We start from the raw sequence: 22,538 nt of genomic DNA, 5'->3' as shown, positions 1-22,538 counted from the left end.
GGAGAAAATGGATGTATTCACAAGGATTGATTGGCTCTGGCGAACAGACCACTGAAACACCAGAGTTTTTGGCGGCCTTCCAAGCCCGCATTGATGCGGATGAGAAAATTGAACCAAATGATCCTATGCCAGCGGCGTATCGCAAGACCTTGATTCGTCAGATTGGGCAGCACGCACATTCAGAAATCGTCGGCATGTTGCCAGAGGGCAATTGGATCACCCGTGCACCGACATTGCGGCGCAAGGCGGCGCTATTGGCCAAGGTGCAAGATGAGGGCGGGCATGGCTTATATCTCTATTCCGCGGCCGAAACGCTCGGGGTGAGTCGCAAGCAGATGACCGAAGAATTGGTGTCCGGCCGGGCAAAATATTCTTCCATATTCAATTACCCCACCCAAACCTGGGCCGATATTGGCGCCATTGGTTGGCTTGTGGATGGGGCCGCGATTATGAACCAGGTGCCTTTGTGCCGCTGCTCCTATGGGCCCTATGCAAGGGCGATGATCCGCGTGTGCAAGGAAGAGAGTTTTCACCAGCGGCAAGGGTATGAGATCATGCTGAAACTGGCCGAGGGAAGCCCGGCGCAAAAGGAGATGGCGCAGGATGCGTTGAACCGTTGGTGGTGGCCCTCCTTAATGATGTTTGGTCCGCCCGATGGGGCGAGTGAGCATTCAGATCAATCTACCCGCTGGAAAATCAAGCGGTTTACCAATGATGAGCTGCGGCAGAAATTTGTTGATGCCACCGTGCCACAGGCGCAGCGTTTGGGCTTGAGCCTTCCCGATCCGGCACTGGCCTGGAATGAGGCGGAGGGGCGCTATGACTATGGCGAAATTGATTGGGATGAGTTTTGGGCCGTGGTCAAGGGGCATGGCCCGTTGAACAAAGCCCGTGTGGCGGCGCGCAAAAAGGCTTGGGAAGACGGGGCTTGGGTCCGCGAGGCGGCGCTTGCCCATGCAAAAAAACGCGCCGCGCGGCAATCGGTGGCAGTAGCTGCCGAGTGAGGCAATAGGAAAGAGAGCAGATGAGCGAAGCCGAAGAAATCCCACTATGGGAAGTGTTTATCCGCCCGCGCAATGGGCTTGCGCATCGCCACTGCGGTTCGCTGCACGCGGCAGATGCTGAAATGGCACTGCAAGCGGCGCGGGATGTCTATACCCGCCGCGGGGAGGGCTTGTCTGTTTGGGTTATTCCCTCGGCGCAGATTGTCGCCTCTGATCCGCAAGATCGCGGCGTGCTATTTGATCCGGCCGATGATAAAATCTATCGCCACCCGAGCTTTTACAACATTCCAGATGATGTGGGGCATATGTAATGCCCGCCGCATGGGTCGCCGCCTTGATCGGCTTGGCTGATGATCACTTAATCCTGGGTCACCGCTTGTCGGAGTGGTGCGGTCATGCGCCGATGCTCGAGGAAGATCTGGCCATGCCCAATATTGCGCTGGATCTGATTGGCCAAGCGCGCGGGCTTTACACCTATGCGGGCGATTTGGAAGGGGCGGGGCGCGATGAGGATGCTTTGGCCTTTGGCCGATTGGAGCGGGCCTATCGAAACCTATTGATTTGTGAGCTGCCCAATGGGGATTTTGCCCACACCATGTTGCGGCAGTTTTACTTTGCCAGTTTCATGCAATTGTTTTGGCAAGAGACCGAGAGCTCAACCGATGTCACCCTTGAGGCGATTGCCGCCAAGGCTGTGAAAGAGGCGCAGTATCACCGCCGCCATTGTGCGGAATGGGTGATCCGTCTGGGGGATGGAACCGATGAAAGTGCCCGGCGTATGGCCGAAGCGGTGACGCTTTTGGCGCCCTACACGGGCGAATTTTTTATAGCAGATCCCGAAGCCGGCGGTGCTGTTGAGGCCGGCGTTTTGCCCGACACCAAAGCTTTGCAACCCGCGTGGCAAGCGGATATTGAGCAGGTCTTCGCGGCGGCCAAGCTGGTCCTGCCGGAGAATGTCTATGCGCAAAAGGGGGGGCGCAGTGGGCTGCATACGGAAGCCATGGGCCACCTATTGGCGCAGCTGCAATTCATGCAGCGCAGTTTTCCGGATATGACATGGTAGCGCTTCCGGCCCGCCGTGCATGGGAGGCCGCAGCGGCTGTTTTGGATCCCGAGGTGCCCGCGGTCACCGTGGCGGACTTGGGCATATTGCGGGCTGTCGACATTGACGATCAAGGTCGGGCGATTGCCAAGGTCACCCCCACCTATTCGGGATGCCCGGCGGTGTTGGCGATTGAATTGGCCATCGAGGCGGCACTGCGGCAGGCCGGGTTTGATCCTGTGATTGAGCGGATCCTTGCGCCGGCTTGGACCACGGATTGGATCACCGAGGAGGGGCGCGAAAAACTTCGCGCCTATGGGATTGCGCCGCCCGTGGCGGGCTCTTCGTCGAAACGCGCACTCTTTGGCGAGATCACAGTGGCTTGCCCGCGCTGCGCCGCAACGGACACGTCCAAACTCTCCGAATTTGGCTCCACCGCTTGCAAAGCCCAGTATCGCTGCAATGCCTGCCATGAGCCCTTTGATTATTTTAAATGTATTTGAGGAGAGGCTGCGATGGCCAAACTGAAATTTCATGATTTGACCATCAGCGCCGTGCGCAGCGATACCGCCAGTTCTGTGGAGCTCAGTTTTGACATCCCGGCGGCCTTGGCAAATGATTTTGTTTTTGAGCCGGGGCAGTATTTAACCCTGCGCGCCATGGTCGATGGGCAGGACCTGCGCCGGTCCTATTCGATTTGCTCGCCACTGGGCGCGCCGCGGCTCTCTGTCGGGATCAAACGGATTGAGGGCGGCGCTTTTTCCAGCTTTGCTTTGGGCCTGAAGCCGGGGGATGTGGTGCAGGTTATGCCGCCGCAGGGGCGGTTCACGGCGCCAATTGGCGGGCGGCACAATTATTTGCTTTTGGCCGCAGGCTCCGGTGTCACGCCAATCAAATCCATTGCACAATCCGTGTTGGAGGGCGAAGCCGATAGCACGGTTACCCTGTGTTATGCCAATCGCAACACCGAAAGCATCATGTTTCGCCAAGCCTTTGATGATCTTAAAGATAGGTATCTCACACGGTTTTTGATGACCCATGTGATGGATGAGGAGGCACAGGATGTGGCCCTCTTCAACGGGCGCATGGATGCGGAGAAACTGAGCACAATGGCCACGCGCGGGCTCATTTCCCCAATGGATTATGATGCGATTTACATCTGCGGACCACAGCCGATGATCACGGCGGCTTCCGAGGCTTTGACAGTCTTGGGCGTGCCGCCCGAGCGGATTAAATTTGAGCTCTTTACCCCGTCCAGCCCGCTGCCGATTGCCAGCGCGGCTCAAAAGCCCGCACCCGCGCGCGGCGCGCGGGTTGAGGTTGTGCTGGATGGTGCGCGGCGTGGGTTTGCCATGGCGGCGGATGACATGCTGCTCGATGCGGCCAGCCAGTCTGGACTTGAGCTTCCTTATTCCTGTGCCAATGGCATGTGCGCGACCTGCCGCTGCAAGTTGAGCCAAGGGGAGGGAGAGATGGCGCAAAACTTCTCGCTTGAGCCTTGGGAAATTGAACAGGGTTACGTTTTGGCCTGCCAATTTAAACCACGATCAGAGCTGGTCGTTTTGGATTTTGACGCGGTCTAGCACTTGGGTGCGCCGCGCCTCAGACCGGGGAATCGCTGCGGTCAAAAATCACGGGAAACCAATCCTCGCGTAGCCGTTGGCCCGGCTTCATCGCATGGCCGGGAAAGGGTGGCGAGGTCGGGCCAGGACGCTCCACATAGCGCGCATCATCGCCCACAAGCCGCAAAGAAAAGGCCCTGCGGCGCTGGTGGCTGTCATTTCCGCGCGCCCCGTGCAGAATGCCAAAATTGAAGGCCACCGCGTCGCCGGGCTCCATCGCCCATTCGCGAATCTCCATACCTTCGGCCTCGGGGTCAGGCACGGGCATGTAGTCGTCCTCATTGGGATAAAAACTCTCTTCGGCCAGCCAGCGGGTCGGCAAGACGGGTTTGGCCCATTTGTGACTGCCGGCAACGCAGCGGAGTGAGGCTTCGGTCACCGGATCAAGCGGGCTCCAAAAACTCACATTTTGCTGGCCGTCCACAAAGTAATAGGGCCCGTCTTGATGCCAAGGGGTGGCTTTGGATGTGCCGGGTTCTTTCACCAAAATATGGTCGTGAAACATCTGCACCCGCTGCGTGCCCATGAGATCTGCGGCCACGGCGGCCGCGGGGCTTTCGCGCAGAACAGTTTCAAACTCTGGAATGCGGGTCCAATTGCAATAATCATCGAAAAACCGCCCCGCTTCGCCCGATTTCAAATTCTCGGCGGCATAGGGGCCCGGCGCGTCCATGTTGCGCGCAATGCCTGCCCGTAGCGTCTCCACATGATCGGCAAAGAGGCCTTTCACCAAGATCACGCCATCGCGTTGAAAGGCGTCGATATCGCCTTGGGTGAGGAGGGGATGGGGCATGTGTGAGATCCTTGTTGGTTTCTATTGTGCTGCCACAGGCTGGTGACAATTTCAATTCTGAGTTTGCAGTGCGCGCCCCGCTTTTTGCCAAAACGTTAAGAATGAGGGCCTCTGCATAACGCCATTTCAACACGAAAGGCCTGGGCAGGCACGCGCAGCCCGGTGTTGCCACCGGGCAAAGTGTTTTGGCTTGGCGGCTCGGGTATGTAGAGATCTTTTATAAGACTTTTTTGTTATAAGACTTTTTTGTTGATCGGTTGGCCGTTTATCTTACAGTGGTGCCACTCATCATTGGCAGGGATATATCATGACTTTTCATACGATCATTCACAGAACCTTGGGCGGTGCCGTTGCAGCTCTTGCAATGTCCACTATGGCTGGCGCTGCAGACTATAGCTTCAACTTGCAAAGCTTTTTGCCCGCGCAGGCGACGATTCCGTCGAAAATTATCGATGTTTGGGCTGATAATGTTGAGCAAGCCTCTGGCGGTCGCATCGAAATTAACCGCTATGCGGCCATGCAATTGGGTGGCAAGCCGCCTGAGTTGATCGACCAGGTGCTCGATGGCGTGATTGATATGACCTGGAATGTGGTGGGCTATACGCCGGGCCGTTATCCATCAACCGAAGTTTTTGAGCTGCCCTTCTTGGTGAATGACGCAGGCCCGGCCTCTGCGGCATTCTGGAAAATGTTGGAGGCAGATATTGCCGAGCGCGAGTTTGGCAATCTTAAGGTGCTGGGCGGCTGGGTGCACGGCCCTGGCGTTATTCATGCCAATAAGGCTGTGACTGTCCCATCGGATTTCAACGGCATGAAGATCCGCGGCGCGTCGCGCCAGGTGAATGCAATGCTCAAAGAGTTGGGCGCCACCCCTGTGGGCATGCCAGTGCCAGCAGTGCCAGAGGCATTGTCCAAAGGTGTGATTGATGGCACGACCATCCCTTGGGAGGTGACAAAGGCGCTGAAAGTGCCAGAGCTTGTCGAACATCACACGGAATTCACCGGCCCCATGCTCTACACGGTCACTTTCGTATTGGTGATGAACAAGGATAAATTCGCGGCCCTGCCTGCGGATCTGCAAGCGGTGATCGAAGATAACTCAGGTCTTGAGTTTTCCATCTTTGCCGGCACGACGCAGCAAGCCTATGACACGCCTGGCCGTGATGTTGCCGTGAACCGTGGCAACAGTATTGTCACTTTGGACGTGGCGCAATCTGCCGTCTGGGCAGAAGCGGCCCAGCCGGTCTATGGGGCATGGATCGAAGAGATGAAGGGCCGTGGTCTCGATGGGCAAGCCATGATTGATCAAGCAACGGCATTGATGAACGCAAATTAAGTCGCTAAAGCACATGCAACGCTGCGCGGGCCGTTTCGCGCAGCGTTTTTCTATTTGCAAGACGGGGCATTCACATGAGGAATTTGGCGACGCAAGCAGCGCGCTTGATGGCGATCTGCGGTGGTTTGGTCTTAACTCTTCTTATTGTTTTGATTTGCATTTCTGTAGTTGGGCGCAGTTTGAACGGGCTGTTGCACGGCTGGATCGGATCGGTCATGCCCGGCCTTTCAGCTTGGGCTTTGGATTTGGGCGTCGGGCCGATCAATGGCGATTTTGAACTGGTGGAGGCAGGCGTGGCCTTTGCCATTTTCGCGTTTCTGCCATTGTGCCAAATTTCCGCAGGCCACGCATCTGTGGATATTTTTACGGCAAAACTGCCAATGCGGATCAACCGGGTGTTGCAGCTTGGCATTGATGTGATTTTTGCCATTGTGCTGATCTCAATCGCCTATCAGCTTTACAATGGTATGCTGTCCAAACAGAGCTATGGCGACACCACCTTTTTGCTGCAATTTCCGATTTGGTGGGCCTATGCCGCCAGCCTGTCCGGAGCCGTTCTCACAGCGGTGATTGCTTTTTATGTGGCGGGTATTCGCGCGGTGGAATGCCTGCGTGGTGAAGATATTTTGTCCCAAGAACCAGGACTGGACCTATGAGCAACTTAGAGATTGGCTTGGCCTCTTTTCCGGCGCTCCTGATTTTGATTTTCATCCGGGTCCCCATTGGTCTTGCGATGTTTTTGGTGGGTTTGGTGGGGCTGTATTTCACTACGGGCAGTTTCAATTTGCCGCTGGCCCGGTTGAAATCTGAAACCTTCAGCACGTTTTCCAGCTATTCTTTGTCGATAGTGCCAATGTTTTTGCTGATGGGGCATTTTGCGACCCTGGGGGGCATGTCCAGCGCCCTGTTCAAAGCGGCTGAGAGCTTTTTGGGCCATCGCAAGGGCGGCATTGCTATGGCGGCCATTGGTGCCTGCGCCGGGTTTGGCTCGATCTGCGGCTCGTCCCTCGCCACGGCGGCGACCATGGGGCGCGTTGCTTTGCCCCAATTGCGCAAATATGGCTATTCCGGCGGCTTTTCCACCGCCACTTTGGCCGCCGGCGGCACCCTGGGGATTTTGATTCCGCCCTCCATTGTTTTGGTGATCTATGCGATTTTAACCGAGCAAAATATTGCTAAACTGTTTCTTGCGGCTTTCATTCCGGGGATTTTGGCGGCGCTTGGCTATGTGATTGCCATTTCCATCTATGTCCGACTGCACCCGGAAGCGGCGGGGGTGAAAGCGGCAGTGCCCTATGCCGATCGCTTTGCGGCCTTGTTCAAAGTCTGGCCGGTCCTACTGGTTTTTGCCCTTGTGGTGGGCGGTATCTATCAGGGTTGGTTCACCCCCACGGAAGGGGCGGCGGTTGGGGCGGCCGGTACGGGGTTCATTGCGTGGATGAATAAAGGATTGACGCGCAGCACCCTGATTGAGAGCTTCCTTGTCACCGCAAAATCCAGCGCAATGATCTTCTTCATCATTCTTGGCGCTGGTTTTTACAACGGGTTTTTGGCCCTGACCCAAGTGCCGCAGGAAATTTCGAACTTTGTGGTTAGCCAAGGGTTTAGCCCCTGGGTGGTGCTGAGTATCATTTTGCTGTTTTACCTTGTGTTTGGCTGTTTGATGGACAGCTTGTCTATGATCTTACTGACCATTCCGATCTTCTTTCCGGTCATCGTGGAACTTGATTTCGGCATGAGCCAAGAACAAATCGCCATCTGGTTTGGCATATTGGTGTTGATCGTGGTGGAAGTGGGGCTGATTACCCCGCCTGTGGGTATGAACCTCTTTGTCATCAACGCAATGGACCGCAGCACGCCCTTGGCGCAGACCTATAAGGTGGTGATGTATTTCGTGGCCTCTGACATTGCGCGGGTGATTTTGCTCGTGGCCTTCCCGGCCATTACCCTGTTTTGGCTGCGGGCCTAGAGCCCAATTGACCGGGCGAATGCGACATAATTCCGAGTGGTTTGTGAGATTAGTGTTGATATTTTTGGGCGCCCGCTGTTCCATGCCAAGGGATATTGATTGGAGCCTTTCATGACTGCAGATATCGCGTTGCCAAAAGACTGGGACCGCTCTGGCTTGCCCGGTTGGGCCTATTTTTCGCAGGAACTGTTTGAGCTGGAATGTGAGACCCTGTTCAAAACCCATTGGCAATTTGTCTGCCATGTGAATGAAGCGGCGGAAATTGGCGCCTATGTCACCTTTGATGTGGCCGGTGAGCGGGCGCTGGTGATCCGCGGTCATGATGGCATTTTGCGGGGCTTTCACAACCTATGCCGGCATCGTGGATCGCGGATTGTTCCGGATGCGCGCGGGGTCTGCAATAAGGCGATGGTCTGCCCCTATCATGGGTGGGCCTATAATTTGGACGGGGGGCTGCGCGGAATTGCCAATCGAGATACATTTCCCCCGATGCAAGCCGAGAAATGGGGTCTGAAACCGCTGGAGATGGAAATCTGGAATGGCCTCGTCTTCATTCGATTCCAAGCCGGTCCACAGCCTGCAGTGGCAGAAATTCTGGCGCGGTTTGATGATGAAATCGCCTCCTATGATTTGGCCAATATGGTGCCCACGGACAGCAATTCAATGGATGATTTTTTGGCGGTGAATTGGAAATCTGTGCGCGATGTGGACAATGAGGGCTATCACGTGCGCCAAGCCCATCCGGGGCTGCATCAATTATATGGCGATGGCTATTTTGACGAGCCATACGCCAACGGCACCTCGCGATCGGTCGGGACATTCAATGAGGCCTATGGCCACCGCTGGAGCGTGCGAAAATACCGCGAGATCTTGCCAGAGGCTGATCACCTTCCGCTGCACCAGCGGCGTCAATGGATCTATTTTGGCATGTTCCCTAATTTCGTCCTCGGCCTCTATCCCGACAGTGTCATCTATTATCAAGAAGTGCCCCAGTCTGCCACGCAAACGGTGCAGCGTGGGATGTGCTATCGGCGGCGCGAGGAAAGCCGCGAAATGAAGGCCGCGCGCTATTTGAGTGGACGGATTGACCGCGATACGGCCGAAGAGGATCAGATGCTCATGGTTTGGTCTTGCGAGGCCACAAAATCCTCTGCATATGACGGTGTGATATTTTCTGATTTGGAGTATGGTGTGAAAACCTATCACGACCATTTGCGTCGGCTTTTGCCGGTGATGGGACAGCCGGCTCCACCCGAGCCGGGGCAAATGGCGCAGGTCAATGATGCGCTTCTAGGGAAGGGGACTGCATAGGTGACAGGATTACGAAAACGACTGCGGAGTGAAGGCGCTCAGGGGATGGTTTTGATCAGCCCCACGCTGGTTTTTACGCTTTTGATGTTGGCGGTCCCCCTGATCATGGTGCTGGCGCTCAGCTTTTGGACGCAAAGCTATCTGACTTTAGATCGCAGTTTTTCTCTTGAGAATTACAAGGCGGCTTGGACCGAGCCAATGTATCAATATCTGATGGCCCGTTCGCTCAGGATCTCAATTTTTGTGACGGCTTTAACGGTGCTTTTGGCCTATCCTGTGGCCTATTTCATCTCTTTCCATGTCACGCCCAAACGCAAGGCCATGTGGATCTTTTTGATCACCATCCCATTTTGGACCAGCTATCTGATGCGGATTTTCCTTTGGAAGGTGATCTTGGGTTATAACGGCGTGGTCAATGGCAGCCTCATGGGGCTTGGGCTGATTGAACAGCCGTTGAGCTTTATATTGTACAATCAAAACGCCGTGGTTTTGACTCTGGCCCATTCTTGGGTGCCCTTTGCAATTTTGCCGATTTTCGTGGCCCTGGAGCGGGTCGATCGCTCTTTGATTGAAGCGGCAGAGGACCTGGGTGACAATCGGCTGCGCCGGTTTTTGCGCGTGACATTGCCCCTGTCGATGCCCGGTGTCATTGCCGCGACCATTATTGTTTTCATTCCCACCATCGGCGATTACGTCACGCCGCGATTGGTGGGCGGTCCGAATGGGTTAATGATTTCCAATATGATCGAGTTGCAGTTCAAAAAGGCCAATAATGCCCCCCTCGGGGCCGCTTTGGCCATTTCTGCCATGGCGATTGTGACATGTGTGACCTTGGTGTTCGTTTGGATGAATAGGAAATTTATGCGAGGGCCCAAATGATGCGTGGCAAGGGGTATTTTTTCAAATGGTATGTCGCGCTGTTTTTTGTGTTTCTCTATGCACCGGCCATTCTCTTGCCGGTCTTCGCCTTCAATGACAGCAGCATTGTGTCCTTTCCGTTGAAAGGCTTCACGACAAAATGGTTTGAAGTGCTGCAATCGACTGAGGCGCTGCATGTGGCCGTGCGCAACAGCTTGATGATTGCGGTGACAACGGCGATATTTTCCACACTCTTCGGCGTCTTGGCCGCGCGGGCGTCGACCCGCTTTGCCTTTCCCGCGCGACGCTCCATCATGGGGTTTATCATGCTGCCGATGGTGCTGCCCGAGATTATTATCGGCGTGTCGCTTTTGGTTGTCATCATACAGCTTGGGTTTGAACTGTCGCTCTTTACGATTATTTTGGGGCATATCTTAATTTGCACACCGTTTTGCATCGCGATTTTATCGTCGGCCTTTATGAATTTGGATCGAAGCCTTGAAGAGGCCTCGATTGACTTGGGTCAAACCCGATGGAACACCTTTTGGATGGTGATTTTCCCCCTGGTCATGCCGGGGATTGTGGCGAGCCTGTTGATTGCTTTTACCATCTCTCTTGATGAGTTTATTATCGCCTTCTTCTTGGCCGGGACAGAGCCGACCCTGCCAGTTTATATTTGGGGGCAATTGCGCTTCCCACAAAAACTGCCCAGTTTGATGGCCTTGGGTACATTGTTGCTGGTGCTTTCGATCAGCCTGCTGCTCCTCGCAGATTATTTCCGACGGCGCGGGCTCAAGAAAACCGGCATTGAGAATTCAGGGGGATTCCTATGACACAGCCCATTATTCAACTCAGTGGAGTTGATAAATTGTATGGTGATTTTCAAGCGCTGTCGCAGATAGATTTGGATATTCGCACCGGGGAATTTTTCTCGCTCCTGGGCCCATCGGGCTGCGGAAAGACGACGCTGCTGCGCTCAATTGCCGGATTTGAGACCCCCTCGGCGGGTAGTCTTCATATCGATGGGAAGTCCATGGATGGGGTGCCGGCCAATAAGCGTCCGACCAATATGGTGTTTCAAAGCTACGCAATTTTTCCGCATATGAGCGTGGCCGAGAATGTGGCCTATGGGCTGAAGGCCCGCCGCTTGCCAAAAGCGGAGATACAAGAGCGGGTTTCGGAGGCCATTTCCATGGTGGGGCTGCAAGGCTTTGACAGCCGCGCCTCACATGCGCTGTCGGGGGGGCAACGCCAAAGGGTTGCGCTGGCACGGGCCTTAGTGCTCAAGCCGCGGGTTTTGCTCCTCGATGAGCCACTTTCGGCGCTTGACAAAAAGATGCGCGAACAAATGCAGTCGGAATTGCGGCGGCTGCAACGGGCCGTTGGCATCACCTTTGTTCTCGTGACCCATGATCAAGAAGAGGCGCTCACCATGTCCGATCGCATTGCGGTCATGTTTGACGGCAAGATCGCCCAGGTGGCCACGCCGCAGATGCTCTATGGTAAGCCCAGCTCGCGGCGGGTCGGCAATTTTATCGGCATGATGAACTTTTTGGAGGCCGAGGTGCGCGCTACGTCGGGTGAGACGGTCGAGGTGGACGTGCAATCTTTGGGCAGATTGACCTTGCCCCTGTCTCAAGCCCCCGCAGGGGTCGACGGCTGCCAATCCGTTGGCATTCGCCCGGAAATGTTGACCATTTTAGCGGAGGGGCAAACCGCTGAGCGTGAAATTGAAGCTGTGGTGTCTGAGGTCTTCTACTACGGGGATATGACCTTTTATGACGTGACACTGCCGCAAAAGGATGCGCCGGTGACCGTGACGATGCGCAACACCGCGGGCCGCAAGGTGCTGGCAGCGGGCGATACGGCCCGGGTGGGATGGAGCCCGGTTTCGCTGCTGCTGTTGCGGTAACAGAAAAAGACCACTGCATAGGCCATTTCAACACGAAATGAGGGCAGCGCCTGCCTGGGCGGGCGCATGTGTGCGGTGGTGAAATCACCGGAATGCTGGAGCAATAACCATACATACCCGTATATTGAGATGGTGAATGCGCCTGCCGGGGGGCAGGCAGGCGCAGCCCGGTGTTGCCACCGGGCCAAGTCTTTTAGAAGCCTGCTTTGATCTTCTCGAATTCAGCGATCATTTTTTCACGCAATGCTTGGTTCATTGGCACCTGCGCCAGGACTGGGACCTCCACTGGGCCAAGGCCGGCCTCGGCCAGACCTTCGGGGCCAATGGCCGCCATGGCTGTTTGGTTGCCATGGCCATAGCCCCATTCCGAAACGATATATTCCGCCGAGCCGGGGTCCATCCATGCGTTGAAGAAGTCATACATTTTGTCTTCTGGGTTGGGTCCATTTGCCAAATTCACATAGCCGCAGAACCAGCTCGAAGAGCCTTCCTTTGTGGAGCGGTTGGCTTCAACCGGCAGGCCCTCGCCGGCCATGGTTGCAGGCGTTTCGCTCCAGGCCCAAGAGACAACAACCTCACCGCTGCCCATCAGCTGCGCCAACTCCGCGCCATCGGCCCAATAGGCCCGTACATTTTGATGCGCTTGGCGCAGCCACGTAGAGGCCGCTTCAAAATCGGCATCGGTGGCTTTGGTCCAATCGGTGACGCCATTGGCCAAATAGCCCAAGGCGTAGATATCATCGACATTGTCCGGCAAAGCAATCCGGCCTGCGTAGGCGGGATCAAGGAAAACAGCCAGGCTGTCCATTTTCGCCATATCGACCATATCCGTACGATAGGTCAAAGCGGTTGTGCCCCAATCCATCGGCAAAAGGTAATATGCGCCATCAAATTTGAAGGCTTCTTTCATCTCCGCGTTCACATCATCCCAAAGGTCAATCCGTGAAGTATCAAGCGGCTCAAGTAGGCCGGCTTCTAACCATTTTGATACAGATTGGCTGCACGGGTGTGAGACATCCGCTCTGAAACCCGCACGCAGTTTCTGGAAAGCTTCCTCTTCCTCACCAAAGAAGGAGTAGGTTGGCGCATCGCCATGCTGTGCGATATATTTCTGGAAGAATCCTTCGTCTTCATAGCCAGACCAATCGAGAACAACCAGGCCGTCATCGGCCGCCATAGCGGCGCCACTGACAAGCGTTGCGGCCGTTGTGGCCAGCAGAATTTTCTTCAGGTTCATAATTTATCTCCTTGTCGGCAAACCGCCGTGACAGAAACGTTAAACTAGCTTTTTGTTTGCTTCAAGAATTCTATTCGATATGACTTGTGGCGGGGCGTTTACGAAGGGCGGTCTTGCGGCTTTTGGCCCTGACAGTTTGGCTCCGATCAGAATGAAGGTACAAACCATGGCTCATGTTGTGATTGCCGGCGCCGGTATCGTTGGCGTTTCTTCGGCTATTTGGCTGCAACGGGCGGGCCATGAGGTCACGCTTGTCGATCGCATGGATGGCGCGCTGCGCACCAGTTACGGCAATGCCGGCGTTTTGGCGGCGGGCGCGATTCTGCCGGTGCCTGTGCCTGGATTGGCGCGCAAACTGCCAAAAATGTTGCTCAGCCGCGACGAACCCCTCTTTTTGCAATGGCGCTATCTGCCACGTCTGTTGCCTTTCTTGTTGAAATATCTCAGCTTTGCGCGCGCAGATCATGTCGCACATTCTGCTCGGGCCCTGTCTTATCTTTTGTCCGATAGCCATGCCCAGCATCAATCGCTGGCCAAGGGGACCGGAGCCGAGCGGTTTATCAGCGATGAGGATTTTTGTTTTGGCTATGCCACAGAGGCCAGCTATCTGGCAGACGCTCCGGGCCGGACCCTGCGCCGGGCGCATGGCTATGAGATCGAGGCGCTTGATGGGGCGGCCTATGGCGCAAGAGATCCGCTCTACAGCACTCAATTCGCCAAAGTGGTCTGTTATAAGAATAGTGGCCGAATTTCAGACCCGGGGGCTTATCTGGCCGCGCTTTTGGCCCATTTTCAAGCAGAAGGCGGCACGGTGCTTGCGGCGCAAATTGACGATATCGAGGTGCAGGATGGCATTTATAAGGCCTTGATCACAGATCAGGGCCCGGTGGCTGGCGATCATATTGTTTTGGCCATGGGGGCTTGGTCGGGCAAGATGGCAAAAAAGCTTGGGATCAAGCGCTTGGCTTTGGAAAGCGAGCGCGGCTATCACATTGAGCTGCACAATCCCAGCGCCATGCCCAAAGCGCCGATGATGGTTGCGGCCGGCAAATTTGTTGTGACCCCAATGGAAGGGCGCATCCGATGTGCGGGGGTGGTGGAATTTGCCAGCACCGAGGCGCCGGCGCAGGCGGGGCCACTGGAGTTTATCAAACGCCAGATTGCGGCGCTGTTTCCCGAATTGAGCTATGATCACATGAGCGAATGGATGGGGCGCAGGCCGGCCACCACGGACAGCCTTCCGCTCATTGGGCCAACCCGTGCGATTGGCAATGGCCATGTGGCTTTCGGCCATCAGCATGTCGGGCTGACGGCTGGACCGAAAACAGGGCGGTTGATTGCCGATATGGTCAGCAATCATCCCAACAATGCCGATTTATCCGCCTTTGACCCGGCCCGCTATCAGGCCTCTTCATAGGCCTCCAAAGGCGGGCAGGTGCAGATCAGGTGGCGATCACCATGCACATTGTCCACACGGTTCACGGGCACCCAATATTTGTCGCCCCGCATCGCGCCCGCGGGATAGCAAGCTTGCTCACGGCTGTAGGGCCGGTCCCAGGTTTCGATCAAATCCGTCACCGTATGCGGCGCATTTTTCAGTGGGTTATTGATGCGATCCATTGTGCCATCAATAATCTCCTGCGCTTCTGCTCTGATCGAGAGCATGGCATCACAGAAGCGATCCAACTCGGCTTTGGGCTCGGATTCTGTGGGCTCGACCATTAACGTGCCGGCGACAGGCCAGCTCATGGTGGGTGCATGAAAACCGCTATCCATTAGGCGTTTGGCACAGTCATCCACGGTGACATCTGCCGCCTCATTGAGCGGTCTTGTGTCGATGATACATTCATGCGCCACGCGCCCTGTTTTGGAGGTGTAGAGAATGTCAAAGGCGCCTTCCAGACGCGCAGCAATGTAATTGGCGTTTAAAATCGCCACTTTCGTTGCCTGGGTGAGGCCTGCGCCGCCCATCAGCAGGATATAGGCCCAGCTGACCGGCAGAATGGAGGGAGAGCCAAAAGGCGCAGCCGATACGGGCCCAACGTCGCTGCCATATTCCGGGTGCCCGGGCAAATGCTCGGCCAAATGGGCTTTTACACCGATTGGGCCCATGCCCGGCCCGCCGCCGCCATGGGGAATGCAGAAGGTCTTGTGCAGATTGAGGTGTGAGACATCGCCGCCAATGTCGCCCGGACGCGAGAGGCCGACCATGGCGTTCATATTGGCCCCATCGATATAGACCTGACCGCCGTGATCATGGGTGATTTTGCACACCTCTTGCACAGTTTCCTCAAAGACCCCATGGGTTGAGGGATAGGTAATCATACAGGCAGCCAGGGCATCGCTGTGCAGCTCGGCCTTGGCGCGGAAATCAGCGACATCGATATTGCCATCGGCATCCGATCCAACCACCACAACCTTGTAGCCAACCATTTGCGCAGAGGCTGGGTTGGTTCCATGGGCGGATGTGGGGATCAAACAGACATTGCGATGCCCTTGCCCATTGGCCGCGTGGTATTTGCGGATGGTCAACAGGCCGGCATATTCACCCTGCGCGCCGGAATTGGGCTGCTGGCTGATGGCGTCATAGCCGGTGATGTCGCAAAGCTTGGCATTCAGATCCTCAAACATCTCATGATAGCCGCGCGCTTGATCGACAGGCACGAAAGGGTGCAAATTGGCAAATTCTGGCCAAGTCACCGGGATCATCTCAATGGTGGCATTGAGCTTCATCGTACAGCTGCCCAGCGGAATCATGGCGCGATCCAGCGCCAAATCGCGGTCTGCTAAGCGGCGCATATAGCGGGTGATTTCCGCTTCAGCGCGGTTGAGGTGGAAAATGGGATGGGTGAGATAGGCGCTTTCGCGCAGCATGGAATCGGGCAGGCGATAGGCGCGATTGGCCTTGCTGTCATCTTTCATGTCGCCGCCAAAGGCGCGCCATACCGCCTCAATGGTTTCTGGGCGGGTTTGCTCATCCAGGCTGATGCCGACACGGTCCGCGCCGATCTTGCGCAGGTTGATGCCATTGGCCACTGCCGCCTGTAGGATCACCCCTTGCAGATTGCCAACTTTTACGGTGATCGTGTCGAAGAAAACCTCAGGTTGCACGTCAAAGCCCATGGCCTCGAGCCCTTTGGCCAGACGGCTGGTTTTGCGGTGGACCGATTGGGCAATGGCTTTGATGCCGTCCGGCCCATGATAGACCGCATACATGGAGGCAATCACCGCCAGGAGCGCTTGCGCGGTGCAGACATTGGAATTGGCTTTCTCGCGCCGAATGTGCTGCTCGCGGGTTTGCAGCGCCAGGCGCAGCGCCTTGTTGCCACGGCTGTCCACTGAGACGCCAATGATCCGGCCGGGCATCGAGCGTTTAAAGGCGTCCCGCGTGGCCATATAGGCCGCATGTGGCCCGCCATAGCCCATGGGCACGCCAAAGCGTTGGGTCGAGCCAATGGCGATATCTGCGCCCATCTCGCCGGGGCTTTTGAGCAGCGCCAAAGACAGAGGATCGGCCGCCACAATGGCCAAGGCTTTGTGCTCATGCAGGGCTGTAATTTGCGATGTGAAGTCGCGCACATGGCCATAGGTGCCGGGATATTGGAAGATGGCGCCAAAGACGGCGCTGGCGTCCAAGTCATCTGGGCACCCCACGACAATCTCGATCCCCAAAGGCTCCGCCCGGGTTTGAATCACAGCGATATTTTGCGGATGGCAGTTTTCATCCACAAAGAAGGTTTGTGATTTTGACTTGGCAGAGCGCATCGCCATGGTCATCGCCTCGGCGGCGGCGGTGCTCTCATCGAGCAAAGAGGCGTTGGCAATGTCCAGCCCGGTCAGATCGCTGACCATAGTTTGGTAATTGAGCAAAGCCTCAAGCCGACCTTGCGAAATTTCTGGCTGATAGGGCGTGTAGGCCGTGTACCAGGCGGGATTTTCCAAGATATTGCGCAGGATTGGCGCCGGGGTGGTGGTGCCATGATAGCCTTGACCAATCAACGAGGTCAGGACTTGGTTTTTACTGGCCACTTCTTTCATATGATGCAGCGCATCACGCTCAGACATCGCCGGACCAAAATCAAGCGGTGCCTTTTGGCGGATGGCCTTTGGCACGGTCGCATCAATCAATGCATCAAGGCTGTCAAAGCCAATGGTGCGCAGCATCTCTTCCATCTCAGACGGCGATGGGCCGATGTGTCGACGGTTGGCGAAATCATAGGCTTCATAAGTGGTCAGTTCAAAAGGCATGCGCGTAGCTCCGCTTTTAAGTCTGTGGGTCAGCGATTAAGTCTGTGGTTAGGAGATGAAGGTCTTGTAACCGGCCAAATCCATTAGCCCTTCGAGCTGGGACGGATCGGAGAGTTTTACTTTGTAAATCCAAGCATCAGCTTCAGGGTTTTCGTTCAAGGCGGCTGGGTTGCTTTGCAAAAGCTCGTTGGCCTCAATGATTTCCCCATCTACAGGGGCGAAAATTTCGGAGGCAGCTTTCACCGATTCAATCACACCGATTTCATCGCCGCTTTCAAATTCATCGCCTTCCTCTTTTTGATCTACAAAGACGATATCGCCCAATTGCTCAGCGGCATGGGCCGTGATGCCGATGGTGGCGATGTCGCCCTCAACTGTGATCCATTCGTGTTCTTCGGAATAATAAGTGGTCATTGGGATCTCCCGTTTAGCGTTTGTAGTTTTGTGAAACGAAGGGCAGGGTGCAGACCGTGGCGGGCTGCGGTTTGCCGCGAATGATCAGGTGCAGCTCTTGGCCCGGTGCGCTGTGATCGGCGTGAACGTAGCCCATCGCAACCGGAGCTTGGACGGTTGGGCCGAAACCGCCCGAAGTGATTTGGCCAATAGCATTGCCGTCTTGGTCGTGAATCTCGACCCCCGCACGGGCTGGGGCGCGGCCCTGCGGCAGGATGCCGACCAATTTGCGCGCCGTGCCATGTTCCAGCTCTGCCATGATGCGTGCCGCACCTGGAAAGCCGCCTTCTTCGCGGCGGCGTTTTTGAATGGCCCAGCTCAGACCGGCTTCAATGGGGGATGTGTCAGGGGTTATGTCATTGCAGTAAAGGCACAATCCCGCTTCGAGACGCAGACTGTCGCGGGCCCCAAGCCCGGCTGGGGCGCAGTCTGGATGATCCAGCATCAACCGAGTAATCCGTTCTGCCTCAGCCTGAGGGATCGATATTTCATAGCCATCTTCGCCGGTGTAGCCCAAGCGCGAAATCCGGCAAAGCGTGCCATCGATCAATGCCTCACAGGTCTGCATAAAGCTCAATTGTGCTGCCTGCGGACAATGGCTGGCCACCACGTCCTGCGCCGAGGGGCCTTGCACGGCAATAAGGGCACGGTCGAAAATTTCTGTGACCTCAACGTCCTTAAGATGCGCTTTCATATGCGGTATGTCTTGGGCACGCATAGAAGCATTGACCACCAAGAACAAATGATCGCCCGCATTGGCGACGATCAAATCGTCCATAATGCCGCCAGAGTCATTGGTAAAGAATGTGTAGCGCGCTTTGCCTTCGGGCAATTTGCTCAAAGCGGCTGGCACTAAGGCTTCCAATTTTTCGGCGGCATTGGCACCATGCAGCAGCACTTGCCCCATGTGGCTCACATCAAATAGGGCGGCTTTGCTGCGACAGTGTTGGTGCTCGCCCATGATTCCCATGGGATATTGCACGGGCATTTCCCACCCTGCGAAATCAACCATTTTGCCGCCCAAGGCACAGTGAAGATCATATAACGCGGTGCGTTTGGGTTTATCGCTCATGATATTTTCCCGTTTTTGAACATTTTTCCACTATCGGAAACTTTTTTCGTTTATACGATTTTTTTATCGCATTTCAAGACATATAATGACATCGATTTTTATGGGGTTAAGATCACAAAACGACCCGCCCATAGGTCCCGTGAACGGAGCACGATCACGGTGTCAGATCAAATTTTTCACACACAGTTTCAATGGCCTGCCCAAGAATGTCAAATAAATCATTCACCTGAGTTCTGCTGATGACCAGCGGCGGCGAAAACACGCACATGTTGATCAATGGCCGAACGATCAGCCCGCGGTCATGGCAGGCCTGGTCAATCATGGCGCCGATCTTGCGTTCATCCTCAAGCCGCGAGCCATCTTTGCTCAACCGCGCTTCAATGCAACCGATCAACCCAGCGCCGCGCGCGTCGCCAATAATGGGGTAGCGCGTCAAGCGCGCGAGTCGCTCTTGGAAATAGGGGGCGATGTCGCGCACATGCGCCAAAACATTATCGCGTTCTAAAATTTCTATATTCTTTAGCGCGGCCGCGCAACTCACCGGGTGACCCGAATAGGTATAGCCGTTGGAAAACAAGACTTCACCGCGATGGGTCATGCGCTCCATCATGCGATCCGAAATGATACAGGCCCCCAAGGGTAGGTAGCCAGAGGTCAAGCCTTTGGCGCAGGTTATGATGTCGGGTTCGATGTCGAATACGGCTTGCGAGGAAAACCAATGGCCCAGCCGTCCAAAGCCCGTGACCACCTCGTCAGAGATATACAGAATATCATGGGCGCGGCAGATATCGAAGGTGCGTTTGTGATAGCCCTCTGGCGGCACAATCACGCCGCCTGAGCTCAAAATGGGTTCGGCAATGAAAGCGCCGATATTTTCGGCCCCAAGCTGCGCAATGGCCTCCTCAAGATCCTGCACTTTGGCATCGCACCATTGCGCGACACTCATTTCATCGGGGCGCAGATAGGGATTCACATTGGGTAGAAAATGCACCAAGCGGCTTTCCATATCGAATTTGGTCACATCGCGCTCTTTGCCGCTCACGGATGCTGCCAGATAGGTCGAGCCGTGATAGCCTTTCTCCCGCGCTAGGATCATCTTCTTTTCGGGCCGCCCAAGGCTGTTGTTCATAAACTGCATGGCCCGCAAAGCGGTGTCGACCGCTGTCGAGCCGCCTGTGGTGAAGAAGACATTGTTCAAATCCCCCGGTGCGAAATCGGCCAATTTCTTGGCCAGTATCGCGCCAGGTTGGGTGACATTGGTAAAGGGCGAGGCATAGGGCATTTTCAGGACTTGGGCCGCGATTGCCTCTGCCATCTCTGCCTGACCATAACCGATTTGCACGCACCACATGCCGCCAGGACCGTCTATAAATTTTCTGCCGGTTTCATCATAAAGGTAGATGCCCTGCGCCGCCTCCACCAACATATTATCATAGCCACGCCAAGCATTCATATCGTGCCAAGGGTGCAAGAAATGCTCCCGATCAAAGGCGTGTAACTCTTCTGGCGATGGTGAATTTTGCATGAAACCTCTTTTTATTCCAGCTGCGCGGGCTCTATTTTTGGGGCAAAGCCTCAACGGGGCCGTCGGCTTTGACCCACGCCGTAAAGCCGCCGGCGATATGGGCCACGGGCGCCAGGCCCATATCTTGCGCCACTTTCGCACTTAAGGCCGAACGCCAAGCGCTGGCGCAATAGAACACATAGGTCTTATCTTGGTTGAAAATCTCTTTGTGATAGGGGCTGGCCGGATCAATCCAAAACTCCAGCATCCCGCGCGGGCAGGAAAAAGCGCCGGGGATCTTTCCCGTGCGTTGCAGCTCGCGGATGTCGCGCAGATCCACAAGGATGTGATCGGGGCTGTCAATGAGCGTGCGGGCCTGTTCGACAGTGAGGGTGGTCACCTCCGCATTGGCGGCCGCGACCAAGTCTTTGACGGATGTTGTAATCACCTGGGTCATAGTTTGCTCCTTAGGATATTGGTAGCCTATAGGGCGCAGATTGCAATGACCTGCTCGCAGCGCTGATATCTGCGCAAAACAGCGGGATTTTGACATGGTTTCGTCGTTAATGGCGTTTCGGTGATGGGGCGGATTTGCCTAGAATAGGGTGGACGACCAAACCGGAGTAGATATGGCGCGACGAAAATCAACGATCGGGGCTCGGGCTCGGCAAGCGGGTGAGGACGGGATTGGCACCGCGCCGCCCAGCCCCTATTTGCAAAGGCGCTTGGCGTTTTTCGACCCTTTAGATGACGCCACTATGGCGCAGCTTGAGGCTCAGGTTGATTGGTTGATGCAAGACATTGGCATTGCGTTTCGCGATGATCCCAAGGCGCTTGAGGTTTGGCGCAAGGCCGGCGCGCGGATTGACGGCGACCGGGTGCGCATGGAGGCGGCTCAGGTTCGCGCTTTGTGCAAGACCGCGCCGCGGCAATTCACCCAGATTGCCCGCAACAGAACCCGTGATGTGGTGATTGGCGGTCAAAATCAAGTCTTTGCACCGATCTATGGCGCGCCATTCGTGCGCGATTTGCAAAAGGGTCGGCGCTATGGGGATCTCGACAGTCTCGAGAAATTGATCAAGCTCACCTATATGCACCCCAATTTACATCACGGCGGCTTGGTTATTTGTGAACCCTGCGATGTGCCGGTGAGCAAGCGTCATTTGGATATGCTCTATCTGCATATGACCTGTTCGGACAAACCGCATCTGGGCGCGATTACCGAACAAAGCCGGGCGCAGGACAGCGTTGACATGGTTGAGATTGTTTTTGGTCGGGAGGTGATGGATCAACAGTGTGTGATCATGGGCAATGTGAACACAAATTCACCGCTTTTGGTCGACAAGGTGGTCACCCAAGCGATTGAGACCTATTGCAGCCGTGGGCAGGGGATCGTGGTGGTGCCCTTTATCTTATCGGGGGCTATGGGACCGGTCAGCACAGCGGCTTCGGTCACGCAAGCCATGGCCGAGGCGCTGATGTGCTGCGCCTTTTCGCAATTGATCCGCCCTGGCGCGCCGTTTGTCTTGGGCAATTTTCTGAGCTCCATGAGCCTGAAATCTGGCGCACCAACCTTTGGCATGCCGGAACCCATCTTGTCGAACTATGCCATTGGTCAAATGGCGCGGGCTGCGGGCCTGCCGCTGCGCTGTGGTGGATCGCTGACCGCAAGCAAAATTGAAGATGCGCAGGCGGCCTATGAAAGTGCCGATTCCATGCATTCGACTATGCTGGCTGGGGCAAATTTTGTTCTTCATGCGGCCGGTTGGATGGAAGGTGGGCTCTGCACTGGATTTGAAAAACTGGTGATGGATGCGGACCGTTTGGGGGGCTATCAGAAACTGGGTGCGGGGCTTGACAGCAGCCCTGAGGCGCTGGCGGGTGATGCCTATGGTGAGGTTGAACCGGCCGGGCATTTCTTGGGCTCGGCCCATACGATGCGCAATTACCAAACCGCCTTCTATGAGCCCGCGTTGAGTGACAGCGAAAATGTCGAAAGCTGGGAGGAAGGCGGGGCGAAAGACATGCGGCAGCGGGCCTATGAGCGCTGGACAAGCCTGTTGCGTGCCTATGAACCTCCGCCGATCAACGCAGGTGTGAAGGAAGAATTGCAAGCCTATGTGGACCGCAGAAAATCGGAAATTCCGGACGCTTGGTATTGAGAGAATGGCCATGCT

Annotated in this window: 21 protein-coding genes; 14 read left to right on the top strand and 7 right to left on the bottom strand. The window is 55.7% G+C overall.

Annotation, left to right across the window (positions count from 1 at the left end):
• Positions 1 to 11 precede the first annotated feature (11 nt).
• Genes paaA through RCA23_RS10430 form a run of 5 tightly spaced genes read left to right on the top strand, consistent with a single transcriptional unit; the run spans position 12 to position 3,629 of the window.
• On the top strand, positions 12 to 1,004 hold the full coding sequence (paaA, locus tag RCA23_RS10450; RefSeq protein WP_044050267.1) for a 1,2-phenylacetyl-CoA epoxidase subunit PaaA: 993 nt from the start codon (positions 12 to 14) through the stop codon (positions 1,002 to 1,004).
• Between the two features lie 20 nt (positions 1,005 to 1,024).
• A complete protein-coding gene (gene paaB, locus RCA23_RS10445) occupies positions 1,025 to 1,315 on the top strand; it encodes a 1,2-phenylacetyl-CoA epoxidase subunit PaaB (protein WP_044050266.1) in 291 nt (96 codons plus the stop codon).
• The gene (paaC, locus tag RCA23_RS10440) at positions 1,315 to 2,067 is read left to right on the top strand and encodes a 1,2-phenylacetyl-CoA epoxidase subunit PaaC (RefSeq protein ID WP_044050265.1); all 753 of its coding nucleotides are present in this window, start codon (positions 1,315 to 1,317) and stop codon (positions 2,065 to 2,067) included. The genes paaB and paaC overlap by 1 nt, the downstream gene beginning before the upstream one ends.
• Positions 2,061 to 2,549, top strand: a complete 489-nt coding sequence (gene paaD, locus RCA23_RS10435; protein WP_044050264.1) for a 1,2-phenylacetyl-CoA epoxidase subunit PaaD — start codon at positions 2,061 to 2,063, stop codon at positions 2,547 to 2,549. The genes paaC and paaD overlap by 7 nt, the downstream gene beginning before the upstream one ends.
• 12 nt (positions 2,550 to 2,561) lie before the next feature.
• On the top strand, positions 2,562 to 3,629 hold the full coding sequence (locus RCA23_RS10430; RefSeq protein WP_044050263.1) for a 2Fe-2S iron-sulfur cluster-binding protein: 1,068 nt from the start codon (positions 2,562 to 2,564) through the stop codon (positions 3,627 to 3,629).
• A gap of 19 nt (positions 3,630 to 3,648) precedes the next feature.
• Here the strand turns inward: RCA23_RS10430 and RCA23_RS10425 are convergent, their stop codons facing one another.
• Entirely contained in the window at positions 3,649 to 4,461 is an 813-nt protein-coding gene (locus tag RCA23_RS10425; protein ID WP_044050262.1) for a phytanoyl-CoA dioxygenase family protein, read from the bottom strand.
• A 307-nt stretch (positions 4,462 to 4,768) separates the two neighbouring features.
• Here RCA23_RS10425 and RCA23_RS10420 point away from each other — a divergent pair, with 307 nt between their 5' ends.
• The 7 genes from RCA23_RS10420 to RCA23_RS10390 all read left to right on the top strand — a co-directional run bounded on the left by RCA23_RS10420 (position 4,769) and on the right by RCA23_RS10390 (position 11,847).
• On the top strand, positions 4,769 to 5,797 hold the full coding sequence (locus RCA23_RS10420) for a TRAP transporter substrate-binding protein (RefSeq protein WP_044050261.1): 1,029 nt from the start codon (positions 4,769 to 4,771) through the stop codon (positions 5,795 to 5,797).
• A gap of 74 nt (positions 5,798 to 5,871) precedes the next feature.
• Complete coding sequence (locus RCA23_RS10415) at positions 5,872 to 6,453, top strand: TRAP transporter small permease (protein WP_044050260.1); 582 nt, start codon at positions 5,872 to 5,874, stop codon at positions 6,451 to 6,453.
• The gene (locus RCA23_RS10410; protein WP_044050259.1) at positions 6,450 to 7,766 is read left to right on the top strand and encodes a TRAP transporter large permease; all 1,317 of its coding nucleotides are present in this window, start codon (positions 6,450 to 6,452) and stop codon (positions 7,764 to 7,766) included. The genes RCA23_RS10415 and RCA23_RS10410 overlap by 4 nt, the downstream gene beginning before the upstream one ends.
• A 111-nt stretch (positions 7,767 to 7,877) precedes the next feature.
• Complete coding sequence (locus tag RCA23_RS10405) at positions 7,878 to 9,077, top strand: aromatic ring-hydroxylating oxygenase subunit alpha (protein WP_169701392.1); 1,200 nt, start codon at positions 7,878 to 7,880, stop codon at positions 9,075 to 9,077.
• 45 nt (positions 9,078 to 9,122) lie between these two features.
• A complete protein-coding gene (locus RCA23_RS10400; protein ID WP_052377136.1) occupies positions 9,123 to 9,956 on the top strand; it encodes an ABC transporter permease in 834 nt (277 codons plus the stop codon).
• On the top strand, positions 9,956 to 10,768 hold the full coding sequence (locus RCA23_RS10395; protein WP_044051489.1) for an ABC transporter permease subunit: 813 nt from the start codon (positions 9,956 to 9,958) through the stop codon (positions 10,766 to 10,768). Before RCA23_RS10400 ends, RCA23_RS10395 begins: the two co-directional genes overlap by 1 nt.
• Positions 10,765 to 11,847: an ABC transporter ATP-binding protein gene (locus RCA23_RS10390; protein ID WP_044050256.1), complete on the top strand. Its 1,083-nt coding sequence runs from the start codon at positions 10,765 to 10,767 to the stop codon at positions 11,845 to 11,847. Before RCA23_RS10395 ends, RCA23_RS10390 begins: the two co-directional genes overlap by 4 nt.
• A 193-nt stretch (positions 11,848 to 12,040) precedes the next feature.
• Here RCA23_RS10390 and RCA23_RS10385 read toward each other — a convergent pair whose 3' ends face one another.
• Positions 12,041 to 13,084: an ABC transporter substrate-binding protein gene (locus tag RCA23_RS10385; RefSeq protein ID WP_052377135.1), complete on the bottom strand. Its 1,044-nt coding sequence runs from the start codon at positions 13,082 to 13,084 to the stop codon at positions 12,041 to 12,043.
• 151 nt (positions 13,085 to 13,235) lie between these two features.
• Here RCA23_RS10385 and RCA23_RS10380 point away from each other — a divergent pair, with 151 nt between their 5' ends.
• Complete coding sequence (locus tag RCA23_RS10380; RefSeq protein ID WP_236631347.1) at positions 13,236 to 14,501, top strand: NAD(P)/FAD-dependent oxidoreductase; 1,266 nt, start codon at positions 13,236 to 13,238, stop codon at positions 14,499 to 14,501.
• On the opposite strand, the gene gcvP is transcribed toward RCA23_RS10380, so the two are convergent.
• From gcvP to RCA23_RS10355, 5 genes are all read right to left on the bottom strand, one after another.
• Positions 14,486 to 17,332: an aminomethyl-transferring glycine dehydrogenase gene (gcvP, locus tag RCA23_RS10375; protein WP_044050254.1), complete on the bottom strand. Its 2,847-nt coding sequence runs from the start codon at positions 17,330 to 17,332 to the stop codon at positions 14,486 to 14,488. The genes RCA23_RS10380 and gcvP overlap by 16 nt on opposite strands.
• Before the next feature lie 48 nt (positions 17,333 to 17,380).
• On the bottom strand, positions 17,381 to 17,746 hold the full coding sequence (gene gcvH, locus RCA23_RS10370; protein ID WP_044050253.1) for a glycine cleavage system protein GcvH: 366 nt from the start codon (positions 17,744 to 17,746) through the stop codon (positions 17,381 to 17,383).
• 13 nt (positions 17,747 to 17,759) lie between these two features.
• The gene (gene gcvT, locus RCA23_RS10365) at positions 17,760 to 18,857 is read right to left on the bottom strand and encodes a glycine cleavage system aminomethyltransferase GcvT (RefSeq protein WP_044050252.1); all 1,098 of its coding nucleotides are present in this window, start codon (positions 18,855 to 18,857) and stop codon (positions 17,760 to 17,762) included.
• Positions 18,858 to 19,011: 154 nt separating this feature from the next.
• Positions 19,012 to 20,382 (bottom strand): aminotransferase, encoded by a 1,371-nt coding sequence (locus tag RCA23_RS10360; protein WP_044050251.1) that lies wholly within the window; start codon positions 20,380 to 20,382, stop codon positions 19,012 to 19,014.
• Between the two features lie 31 nt (positions 20,383 to 20,413).
• A complete protein-coding gene (locus RCA23_RS10355; RefSeq protein ID WP_044050250.1) occupies positions 20,414 to 20,818 on the bottom strand; it encodes a rhodanese-like domain-containing protein in 405 nt (134 codons plus the stop codon).
• 172 nt (positions 20,819 to 20,990) lie between these two features.
• Here RCA23_RS10355 and RCA23_RS10350 point away from each other — a divergent pair, with 172 nt between their 5' ends.
• Entirely contained in the window at positions 20,991 to 22,523 is a 1,533-nt protein-coding gene (locus tag RCA23_RS10350) for a trimethylamine methyltransferase family protein (protein WP_044051487.1), read from the top strand.
• Positions 22,524 to 22,538: the final 15 nt, after the last annotated feature.

The sequence above is a fragment of the Planktomarina temperata RCA23 genome (assembly GCF_000738435.1).
Classification (GTDB): domain Bacteria; phylum Pseudomonadota; class Alphaproteobacteria; order Rhodobacterales; family Rhodobacteraceae; genus Planktomarina; species Planktomarina temperata.
The sequence above is the reverse complement of the archived record's forward strand: the minus strand, read 5'-3'. Positions and strand labels throughout refer to the sequence as shown.